Genomic DNA, 10,746 nt, shown 5'->3' with positions numbered 1-10,746 from the left:
GTCGGCGCATGGCCACCCACGCCCACACTCCCATCGAGGAGTACGCCGTGCTCGGCGACACCGAGACCGCCGCCCTGGTCAGCCGGGCCGGGTCGATCGACTGGCTCTGCCTGCCGCGCTTCGACTCCACGGCGTGCTTCGCGGCGTTGCTGGGCACCCCCGAGCACGGCCGGTGGCTGCTCGGCCCGGTCGGGGAGGCCAGGAGCACCCGGCGCTACCTCGAGAACTCGTTCGTCCTGGAGACCGTCCACGAGACCGCGACCGGGGCCGTCAAGGTCCTCGACCTCATGCCGCTCGGTGACGGGCGGGCCGACATCATCCGCAGCGTCGAGGGGCTGCGCGGCAGCGTGACCATGCGGCACGAGTGGATCGTCCGGTTCGACTACGGCAAGGTGCGCCCGTGGGTGTCCCACAGCGTGGGCCACCGGCTCGACGGCGACGTGATCACGGCCGTCGCGGGGCCCGACATGCTCGTGCTGCGCGGCAGCCGGCTCCCCCGGGCCCACGACGGCCACCACGAGGACGAGTTCGAGGTGGCCGCCGGGGAGACCCACACCTTCTCGACGACGTGGTTCCCCTCGTTCGAGCCGGTCCCGCCGCCGCTGGACATCGACTCGCGGATCGCGGAGACCATCCGGGTCTCGAACGAGTGGGCCGAGCGCTGCGACTACGAGGGCCCCTACCGCGAGCTGGTGGTGCGGTCGCTGCTGACCCTGCGCGGCATGACCCACTCGCGGTACGGCGGCATCGTCGCCGCGCCCACGACCAGCCTCCCCGAGGACTTCGGGGGCGAGCGCAACTGGGACTACCGCTACTGCTGGCTGCGCGACGCCTCCCTGACCCTCGAGGCGCTGCTGGCGTCGGGCTACGTCGACGAGGCCCGGCTGTGGCGCAACTGGCTGCTGCGGGCCGTGGCCGGCGACCCGGAGGACCTTCAGATCATGTACGCCATCAACGGGTCGCGACGGCTGCCCGAGCGCACCCTCGACCACCTGCCCGGATATGCCGGCTCCACCCCCGTGCGGATCGGCAACGGTGCGGTCGACCAGCGCCAGTCCGACGTGCTCGGCGAGGTCATGATCGCGCTGGACGAGGCCCGGGCCAAGGGTCTCGAGGTGTCCACGCAGAGCTGGGCCATGCAGCGCGCGCTCGTGCAGAACCTCGCCCGGCACTGGCAGGAGCCCGACAACGGCCTCTGGGAGATCCGCGGGCCGCTGCGCCACTTCACCCACTCCCGGGTGATGGTGTGGGCCGCGTTCGACCGCGCCGTCCGGGGTGTCGAGAAGTGGGGTCTCGAGGGTCCGGTCGAGCACTGGCGCGAGCTGCGCGACCAGGTCCGCGAGGAGATCCTCTCGAAGGGCTTCGACGCCGAGCGCAACACCTTCACGCAGCACTACGACACCACCGAGGTGGACGCCTCGCTGCTGCTGATCCCCCTCGTGGGGTTCCTGCCGCCCGACGACCCGCGGGTCCTCGGCACGGTCGCCGCGATCGAGGGGGACCTCATGCGGGCCGGCTTCCTGCTGCGCTACCGCACCGAGACCGGCGTGGACGGCCTCGCCGGTGACGAGCACCCGTTCCTGGCCTGCTCGTGGTGGCTGGTGAGTGCGTATGCCGTGTGCGGCCAGGTCGCGAAGGCCCGGGACCTGATGGCCCGGCTGGTGGCGTTGTTCAACGACGTGGGGCTGATCTCGGAGGAGTACGACCCCCACGAGAAGCGGATGGTCGGCAACTTCCCGCAGGCCTTCTCGCACCTCACCTTCATCGGCGCCGCCCACGCCCTCGCGGAGGCGGAGGCGAAGGGCGCCGCCGAGCCAGGGGGTCAGCTGCCGTGAGGGCCGACCCGGGCCACCTCGAGGCCGACCTCGCGGCCGTCCGACGCCACACCGCCCTGCTCGTCGAGCACACCGCGACGCTGGCCGACGTGCGGGCACCCTCGCTGTGCGAGGGCTGGAGCCGGGCGCACGTGCTGGCCCACGTGGCCCGCAACGCCGAGGCCATCCAGCGGCTGGCGCAGTGGGCCGTCGACGGTGCGCCGAGGCCGATGTACCCCGGCGGCACCCGGGGTCGCGATGCCGCGATCGAGGAGGCCGCCGCGAAGCCCGGACCGGCCTCCCCCGACGACCCCCGCCCGGCCGGAGCCTTCCTGGACGACCTGGCCGGCACGGCTGCCGCGCTGGAACCCCACCTGGCCGCCCTCGCTGGTCCGCTGGCCGTCACCGAGGTCGAGATGCGGGGCGGCCTGATGGTCCCTCCGCTCGTGCTGCCGCGGCTGCGACTGCGCGAGGTGGTCTTCCACCACGTCGACCTCGCCGACGGGTTCACCTTCAGGGACGTGGAGCCCGAGCTGGTGCTCGGCTTCGTCGACGACGCGGTAGGTCGGCTGGCGACGACGGAGGGCGCACCCGGCCTGAGGGTCGTCAGCGACGAGGGCGACGAGTGGGTGGTGGCTGACGGAGCGGTCACGGTGCGGGGGCCGCGCGCCGGCCTGCTGCTCTGGTTGGCGCGACGGGACGCCCGCGAGGTCAGCCCGGAGGGCGACCTTCCCCATCTCCCCCGCGGGTCCTAGCCCCGCGCGGAGCCGGTGCCCTTCAACCGGCTGGGACCGTCGCTCCGGTGATGCCTGCGCGGCGCGCGATCGCGACGGCGGCCAGGGCCGAGTGGACCTTGAGCTTGTGCAGGATGCTCTGCACGTGGGTGCGCACGGTGTTGGGCGAGACGTGCAGCAGGAGCCCGATCTCGGTGCGGCTCATGCCCTCGACGAGGCAGGCCAGCACCTCCAGCTCACGGCTGGTCAGCTCGCGGATGCCCTGGACGTGCTCGACGGTCGTGTGCTGGCCGCGCGACAGCGACACGAGCACCTCGGCGAGCAGGTCGGCCGGGATGCGGGTCTCGCCGCGGGCCACGCCGCGGATCGCGTCGACCAGGGCATCGGCGGTCTCGGTCTTGGTGACCCAGCCGCGCACGCCCAGCTGGACGGCCTCGACGATCTGGTCGCCGGCCTCGGCTCCGGTCGCGATGACGATGCCGAGCGTCGGGTCCTCGGCCAGGGCCTCGCGCGCCAGCGTCAGGCCGTCCTCACCCGCGAGGGCGAGGTCCAGGACGACGACGTCGCACGGGGACTCCCGGAGGCGCCGGAGGCCCTGCGCGACAGTGGTCGCAGACCCCTGGACCACGATGTCCGGGTAGTCCCCCAGGCAGAGGGCCAAGGCGTCCACGAACACCTCATGGTCATCCACGAGCAAGACGCGCACAGGGGCTGGCATGTGCCCCAGCGTCGCGCACCCCGTCGGTCCGCAGAACACGCGAGTGCGGGAGTGGCGCCTACGTCAAAAGGGTGATGGGACTAGTCCCGTCCCTCGTGACGCAGGCGTCACACCCAACCCCCGACCAGACGGTCAGTGCGGCGCAGCGTGCCGTGGGCGCAGGTGGTCAGCGCAGGTGGACCGGCCACGACTCGTGCGAGCCGTGGGCCGACATCAGCGCTGCTGCCTGGAGCCTGGAGTGCACCCCGAGCTTGGTGAGCAGGTTCTGGACGTGCGTCCTGGCCGTGCTCCGCTGCACCCCCAACGAGGACGCCATCTCCTCGGTGGTCTGGCCGTCCATGATGCAGCGCATCACCTGCCACTCACGGTCGGTCAGGAACTGCAGCGCCCACAGCGGGTCGTCGGTCGACTTCTGCGGCCGCAGCGCGCGCTGGAGCAGCGACGGCTCGACCGCGAGCTGACCACGCACGGCGCGGTCCAGCATCTCGACGATCTCGACGATCGGCTTCTCCTTGCCGACGTAGCCCGACGCACCCTCCGCGATGGCCCGGCCGACGATGCCGTGGTCCGCCTCGGCGGAGAGCATCACGACCTTCGTCTGCGGGGAGATCTCCCGGATCTCGTGGATCGCCGAGACCGACGTCCCACCGGGGAAGTTCACGTCGAGCAGGCACACGTCGGGACGGTGCATCGCGACCGCGCTGACGGCCTCCTCGGGCGTGCCCGCCAGGGCGACGACCTCGTGACCACGGGCGCCCAGTGCGAGGCCCAGGGCCTCGAGCAGGAGCAGGTGGTCGTCGCAGACGACGATCCTCATGACGCCACCCGCCGGAGCTCGGCCTGGGCGAGGCAGATGTCGGCCACGGTTCCCCTGTCTTCACCGGCGTGCAGCCGGAACGACCCGTGGCAGGCCGCAACCATCGCCCGGGTGGTGGTCAGCCCGAGCGACGTGCGGGGGCTGACCTTGCCGAGCCCCGGTCCGTCGTCGGTGACCGTGAGGTGGACACCTTCACGGTCGGTGTAGGTGTCGACCCGCACGTGACCACCGTCGCCGGCGGCGCGCACGGCGTTGTCGAGCACGCAGGCCAGCGCCCGGCTCAACGCCACCGGACGGGCCCAGGCCTCGAGGCCCTCGACCACGTTGATGCTGATGACACAGTGCGCGGTGGCCCGGGCTCGGACCACCGCCCGGTGGGCGATGGCGCCCACGTCGGTGGTGGTCACCTCGTCGGCAGCGGCCTCGCTGAGGCTCGTCTCCACGAGCTCGGCGAGCCACCGTGCCTGACCGGCGATGCCGTCCATCTTTCGACCGACGTCACCGCCTTCGGTGCCGGCAAGCAGGAGAATCGCAGCCAGCGGTTGCCGCAAGTCATGCAGCAACGCGCGAACCGTGTCGATCTCCCCACCAGCGACTGGGCGCTGGATATCTTCGAACAAAGCAGCCATGTATGTCCCTCACAACCCCGCAGACCGGAGACCAGCACCCCCTGTGAGGTCTCCTTGTGGTTCGCGACTGGTCAAAGGTATGAGTTCAAAAAGACGGGCAGCAATAGTCATTAGGGACTAGGTGACCTCACCAATACATGCCGGTTGCCTGCTCTCACCATGGGGTGCTTCACGTGCCGTGCGACGGCGCAGCGAATGTGAACGGTCTAAGTGAAAATCGGTGGGTGGACGTTCTCAGTATTTGGATGACTTGTGTCTGACAGCTGGTCAACAACGCATATCTTTCGTTCGGAGGTGGTATTGAAGGACGCTGCCCGCCGCACGGCTGGCTAGAGTCGCCCACCATGACCACGAGGACGCCGGCCCGGCCGCTGCTCCTCGTCCTGACCGCCATCGTCTCGGTGCAGTTCGGGGGCGCCCTCGCGGCCACCCTGGTCCCCGAGATCGGCGCCGGCGGGTCGGTCACCCTGCGACTCGTCTTCGCGACGGCCATCCTCTGGGCCATCGCCCGCCCCCGGGTCCGCGGCCGCCGCCGGGCCGCCTGGCTGACCGTGCTCGGGTTCGGCGCGGCGCTCGGCCTGATGAACCTGGCCTTCTACTCCTCGCTGGCCCACCTGCCGATCGGGGTGGCCGTCACCGTCGAGTTCCTCGGCCCGTTGGCCCTCGCCACCGCCCTGTCGAGGCGACTCCGTGACCTGGCTGCGGTGGTCGCGGCCGCGGTCGGGGTGGTGCTGATCTCCGAGGCGCTCGACACCCCCTTCGCGGACGTGGAGTGGACCGGGCTGGGACTGGCCGCGCTCGCGGGCGCCTGCTGGGCGGCATACATCCTCGCGAGCGGTCGCGCCGGGCGCGAGTTCCCGAAGCTCGAGGGCCTCGCCCTGGCGATGGCCGTCGCGCTGGTCGTGACCCTGCCGTTCGGCGTGACGAGCGTCCCGGACTGGACCGGCGAGTCGGTGGCCAAGGGCCTCGGCATCGCCGTGCTGTCGTCGGTGCTGCCCTACTCGCTGGAGCTGGCCGCCCTCCGCACGCTCAGCCCCCGCGTCTTCGGCATCCTGCTCAGCCTCGAGCCCGCGGCCGCCGCCCTGGCCGGGCTCGTCGTCCTCGGCCAGCGGCTGGGCCACCTGCAGCTCGTGGGCATGGCCCTGGTGGTGCTGGCCAGCGCCCTGGTGATGGGCGCCGGCCAGCGCCGTGCGGGTCGGGGTGACGAGCGCCCCGACCCGGCCCTCTCAGGAGGCTGAGAGGCGCTCGCGCTCGTCCTTGCGGGACTTCCACAGGCTCGCGACCGTCGTGACGCCGAGGATGACCACGATGGCGCCCAGCGAGACCGAGATCGGGATGTCGGGGGCCGAGTGGACGTTCTCGCCGCCGTTGATGAACGGCAGCTCGTTCTCGTGCAGGGCGTGCAGCACGAGCTTGACGCCGATGAAGGCGAGCAGCACGGCCAGGCCCAGGCTCAGGTAGACCAGCTTCTTGAGCAGGCCGCCGATGAGGAAGTAGAGCTGGCGCAGGCCCATCAGCGCGAACAGGTTGGCCGTGAGCACCAGGTAGGGCTCCTTGGTCAGTCCGTAGATCGCGGGGATCGAGTCGAGGGCGAAGAGCAGGTCGGTGGTGCCCAGCGCCATGATGACGATGAACATCGGGGTGGCCAGCTTCTTGCCGTCGATGTGGGTGAACAACTTGGCGCCGTCGTACCGGTCGGTGGCCGGGAAGCGCTGCTCCACCCACTTCATGAAGCGGTTCTCCTCGTACTCCTCGTCGTCGGTCTCGCCCTCCTTACCGAGCTTGACCGCGGTGTAGATGAGGAACGCGCCGAAGATGTAGAAGACCCACGAGAACCGGTTGATCGCGGCGGCACCCGCGGCGATGAAGACGCCTCGCAGGGCGATCGCGATGATGATGCCGATGAGCAGGGCCGACTGCTGGAGCTTCTCCGGCACCCCGAACCTGGCCATGATCAGCAGGAAGATGAAGAGGTTGTCGACCGACAGCGAGTACTCGGTCAGCCAGCCGGCGTAGTACTCGGTGGCGAACTTGCCACCCGCCTGGTCGTGGGTGAAGTACCAGATGCCGAGGCCGAACAGCAGCGCGGCACCGATGTAGAAGGCCAGCGAGATGCTGACCTCCTTGGTCGACGGCACGTGCGGACGGCGCGCGATGATGAAGACGTCGAACAGCAGGACCGCGGCCATCAGGCCGACGGTGAGGTACCAGACCCAGGTGGGGACTTCCATCTGGGTGGCGGTGGTCGCCACGAATGCGGTCACAGGGGGAACCTTCCGGTCACAACGAGGTGGCCGGAGGTCTCTCCCGCCCCATGAGGTGCGGACCGGCTCCCCGGGTCGGTATGCCGCGCGGCTGGATCAGCCCGTGCGACAAGCGGCCGTGATGACGAGGACACCGCGTGTGGGGATACTCCCCTCCGATGGTCAGCAGTAGTCTCCCAGACTCGCGCCAGTCCCCCAACTCGGGTGCGTGGCGCGAGACGGCGAGGTGCGGCGCCTGCTGGTCAGTCCTGGACCGGTCGGCGGCTCTTGGGGAGCTTGGCGACGACGGTGTCGTAGGAGGCGTCGACCGCCTCGCGGAGCTCGTCGTCGGGGATCGCGCCACCGAGGCGCAGGGTGTTCCAGCCGGATCGGCCGATGTAGGCCATCACCGAGGCGTCCCCGGGGTACTGCAGGAGCCACTCGTCCGCCTCGGTCCGGGTGGCGCCGCACTTCAGGCCGACCGACTCGCTGCCCATGAAGGCGAAGATCTTGTCCCCCACCTTGGCGACGAAGTCACCCTCCCAGGGCCGGTCGGCCCAGGCGCCGGGCTTGGCCAGGCAGTAGTCACGCAGGGCTTCGGCGTCGAACCGGGTCACAGGAGCGAGGCTAGTCCCGACTCCGCGACGAGCCGACGCCCCGCGGCGAGTCCGGCCTCGACCAGGGTGTCGAGCTGGTGGAACTCCAGCAGGCCGACACCCATGTGTGCCGGGGTGATGACGATCGCTCCCGCCGCCCGGGCCTCCTCCACGGCGCCGCCGCTGCCGATCAGCATGGTCCGCAGGAGGGTCTCCCCCAGCGCCGGGGTGCGCAGCGGTCGGGGCGGTGTGCCGGTGGCCGGTCGGTGTGCCGCCGACCCACCCATCGAGATGTTGACCGCCACCAGCGGTCCCTCCGGGCGGGCGCTGAGGGCCGCGACGGGGAGGTTGTCGAGCACCCCGCCGTCGACCAGGAGGCGACCGTCCACCTTGACCGGCGGGAAGAGGCCGGGCAGGGCGGTGCTCGCCATCAGGGCGGGTACGACGGGCCCGGAGCGGTGCACGACGACCTCCCGGGCCAGCAGGTCGGTGCTGACGCACCGGAACTGGTGCGGCAGCGACTCGACGTGGGTGTCCTCGAAGACGGTGGTCAGCGCCCGCCGCCGCCGATGGCCCTTGGCCAGCGACGCCGTGGGCACGGTGTAGTCGGAGAACGGGCGGCCCCGGACGAACCCGGTGTAGGCGTGCTCCCGTGCCTCCCCCGCCGACATGCCGGTCGCGTGCAGCGCCGCCACGATGGCACCCACGCTGCACCCGGCGACCCGGTCGACCGGGATGGCGGCCTCCTCCAGTGCGGCCAGCACCCCCAGGTGGGCGAAGGCCCGGGCGCCACCGCCGGCGAGGACCAGTCCGAGGGACCGGCCGGCCAGGCGCGCGGTCAGCGCCCGCAGCTCGGTCGGGCTCGCCGCCACCACCTGCGTCACCTGCCACGCCTCGAGGTGCACCGACCAGGCCACGGCGCGCTCGGCAGTGACCGGGCCGCCGACGAGGACGACGTCCGCGCCCGGCGGCACGGTCGGAGCGCCGTCCCCGGGCAGGGTCGCGGCGTCGGCGACGGCCACCACGAGGTCGGCCTGGCGGACCGCGGCGGCGTACCACCCGACCCGGCCCTCCCCCGCACCCTCGTCGTGATGAGGCTCGCCCGCCGCGAAGGCCAGGCCCGCGGTCAGCAACACGAGGTCGTGGGCGCCTTCGAGCCGCTCCAGACCGGCCACGTCGACCTGCCCCGACACCACCACGCGGTGCCACCGGGACAGTCCGGCTCGCAGCGCCTCTGCGACCGCCGCGACCGGTGCACCCGGGTGGAGGCCCACGACGGCGACGACGGACGGCTGGCGCTCCCGCGCCCGGGCTGGAGGGCTTGCCAGCTGGGACGCCAGCACCCGCACCAGCGACCTCGCCGTGTCGGGGTGCTCGTCGAGCGCACGGTCGAGGGCGTCGGGTGCGATCCGCAGCAGCACGGAGTCGCGCCGGGCCACGACCGTCGCGCTGCGGGGCTGGCCTGTGAGCATGGCGAGCTCACCGATGACGTCGCCGGCGCCGAGCGCCCGCACGCTGCCGTCGGCGGTCACCACGTCCATGCGCCCACTGAGCACCGAGTAGGCGGCACCGGCCGGGTCGCCGGCCTCGAAGAGAGTCTCCCCTGCCTGCAGCCTGATCCACTCGGCCGCCTCCTCGACCCGCGCACGGCCCTCCGCGCCGAGCTCGTGCATGAGGGAGCGTGCTGCCGGCGCCGGCGAGAGGGTGGCGGTGTCCGGCACGGACAGCAGGGCGGCCGCGACCTCGCCCGACCCCTCATCGACCGCAGTGGCCCGTCCGCGCGCCCCGGCCGCCAGCAGGGACACCCCCGCACAGGCCACGAAGCACACGGCGCTGAAGACCCACCCACGACGGAACGCGTCACCGGCCGCTGCCGGGCTCGGCGTCCCGATCAGGACGACGAGGAGGGCGATGCCGAGGACGCCACCGATCTGCCGGACGCTGGTGTTGACGGCGGACGACACCGCATACCGACCCCCGGGCACGGAGGCCATCGCCGCGCTGCCCAGGATCGGCAGGGTCGCCCCGACGCCGAGACCACTCAGCAGCTGGCCGGGCAACCACTGCGCGAGGAAGCTGGGCGTCGGGTCGACCACGACGGCATACCAGAGGTAGGCGCTGGCCCACACCAGCGCGCCGGGCACGACCACGACGAGGTGACCGCGGCGTTCGGCGAGCGGTCCGAGCACCGCAGCCGACCCGGCCGCGACGACGGCACCGGGCACCAGGGCAAGGCCCGTCCTGAACACGTCGTAGTGCCAGATGTACTGCAACCACAAGACATTGGTGAGCAGGTAGGCGTAGAAGCCGATGCCGGCCACTCCCGAGGCGGCATTCGCCACGACGAAGCCGCGCGATGCCAGCAGGGCCCGGTCGACGAGCGGGCTCGGGTGCACCCGTGAGCTCTGGACGAAGCCGACCGCCCCCACCACCGAGCCCGCGGCGCACAGCAGGACTCCGACGCTGGTCCACCCCCAGTCGTTGCCGGTGACGATCGCCGTGGTGAGCAGCCCCATCGCCACGGCCAGCAGGGCAGCCCCACGCAGGTCTGGCAGCCGGCGTCGGCCCGGTGACCGGCTCTCGACGAGCAGCCGCCGCGAGGCGACCAACGCCACCACCCCCACGGGGAGGTTGACGAGGAACGCCCAGCGCCAGTCACCCCACTTGACCAGGGCGCCGCCGATCGGCGGTCCGAGCCCGGCAGCGGCAGCGGCGGTCGCGCCCCACAGCCCCACGGCGTGGACCCGCCGTTCTTGGGGGAACGCCTGGATGACCAGCGCGAGCGACGCGGGGATCAACATGGCGGCACCCAGCGCCTGAACCGAGCGTGCCGCCACCAGCCACCAGACCGAGCCGGCCGCCGCGCACAGCAGTGACGCCAGGGTGAACAGCGCGACCCCGAGCGCGAACAGCCGCCGGCGCCCCACCAGGTCGGCCAACCGGCCGAACAGGATGAGCGTCGCGGCGAGGACGATGTTGTAGGCGTTGAGCACCCAGGACAGCTCACCGATGCTGGCGCCGCCGAACGACGCCCGGATGCTGGGGAACGCGACGTTGACCACGGTGGCGTCGAGGAACGCCAGGAACGCGCCGATCGACGCCACGGCGAGGACGGTCCCGCTCCGGACCCTTGCGCCCTTGGTGGCGCCCGCCAGCCCTGCACCAGTGACGGTCGCCACGGATCACCACCTCTCG

9 protein-coding genes are annotated in these 10,746 nt (G+C 71.8%); 3 read left to right on the top strand and 6 right to left on the bottom strand.

Annotated elements, in window-relative coordinates; genetic code table 11:
- The first annotated feature begins 8 nt into the window (after positions 1-8).
- A complete protein-coding gene (locus ASG95_RS10315) occupies positions 9-1,835 on the top strand; it encodes a glycoside hydrolase family 15 protein (protein ID WP_057377404.1) in 1,827 nt (608 codons plus the stop codon).
- Positions 1,832-2,569, top strand: a complete 738-nt coding sequence (locus tag ASG95_RS10310; RefSeq protein ID WP_057377403.1) for a maleylpyruvate isomerase family mycothiol-dependent enzyme — start codon at positions 1,832-1,834, stop codon at positions 2,567-2,569. Before ASG95_RS10315 ends, ASG95_RS10310 begins: the two co-directional genes overlap by 4 nt.
- 22 nt (positions 2,570-2,591) lie before the next feature.
- Here ASG95_RS10310 and ASG95_RS10305 read toward each other — a convergent pair whose 3' ends face one another.
- The 3 genes from ASG95_RS10305 to ASG95_RS10295 all read right to left on the bottom strand — a co-directional run bounded on the left by ASG95_RS10305 (position 2,592) and on the right by ASG95_RS10295 (position 4,568).
- Positions 2,592-3,266, bottom strand: a complete 675-nt coding sequence (locus tag ASG95_RS10305; protein WP_082592481.1) for a response regulator transcription factor — start codon at positions 3,264-3,266, stop codon at positions 2,592-2,594.
- 166 nt (positions 3,267-3,432) lie between these two features.
- Positions 3,433-4,083 (bottom strand): response regulator transcription factor, encoded by a 651-nt coding sequence (locus ASG95_RS10300; RefSeq protein WP_056921120.1) that lies wholly within the window; start codon positions 4,081-4,083, stop codon positions 3,433-3,435.
- Positions 4,080-4,568, bottom strand: a complete 489-nt coding sequence (locus ASG95_RS10295) for a sensor histidine kinase KdpD (RefSeq protein WP_056921121.1) — start codon at positions 4,566-4,568, stop codon at positions 4,080-4,082. Before ASG95_RS10295 ends, ASG95_RS10300 begins: the two co-directional genes overlap by 4 nt.
- 488 nt (positions 4,569-5,056) lie before the next feature.
- Between ASG95_RS10295 and ASG95_RS10290 the strand changes: the two genes are divergently transcribed.
- Positions 5,057-5,950, top strand: a complete 894-nt coding sequence (locus ASG95_RS10290) for a DMT family transporter (protein WP_057377401.1) — start codon at positions 5,057-5,059, stop codon at positions 5,948-5,950.
- On the opposite strand, the gene ASG95_RS10285 is transcribed toward ASG95_RS10290, so the two are convergent.
- The 3 genes from ASG95_RS10285 to ASG95_RS10275 form a co-directional block, all read right to left on the bottom strand.
- Positions 5,939-6,943 (bottom strand): TerC family protein, encoded by a 1,005-nt coding sequence (locus ASG95_RS10285; RefSeq protein ID WP_056921260.1) that lies wholly within the window; start codon positions 6,941-6,943, stop codon positions 5,939-5,941. The genes ASG95_RS10290 and ASG95_RS10285 overlap by 12 nt on opposite strands.
- Positions 6,944-7,218: 275 nt before the next feature.
- On the bottom strand, positions 7,219-7,572 hold the full coding sequence (locus ASG95_RS10280) for an MmcQ/YjbR family DNA-binding protein (RefSeq protein WP_057377400.1): 354 nt from the start codon (positions 7,570-7,572) through the stop codon (positions 7,219-7,221).
- Positions 7,569-10,730, bottom strand: a complete 3,162-nt coding sequence (locus tag ASG95_RS10275; RefSeq protein WP_157581950.1) for an MDR family MFS transporter/patatin-like phospholipase family protein — start codon at positions 10,728-10,730, stop codon at positions 7,569-7,571. The genes ASG95_RS10280 and ASG95_RS10275 overlap by 4 nt, the downstream gene beginning before the upstream one ends.
- Between the last annotated feature and the right edge of the window lie 16 nt (positions 10,731-10,746).

Source organism: Phycicoccus sp. Soil803 (assembly GCF_001429685.1).
Lineage (GTDB): Bacteria > Actinomycetota > Actinomycetes > Actinomycetales > Dermatophilaceae > Pedococcus.
The sequence above is the reverse complement of the archived record's forward strand: the minus strand, read 5'-3'. Positions and strand labels throughout refer to the sequence as shown.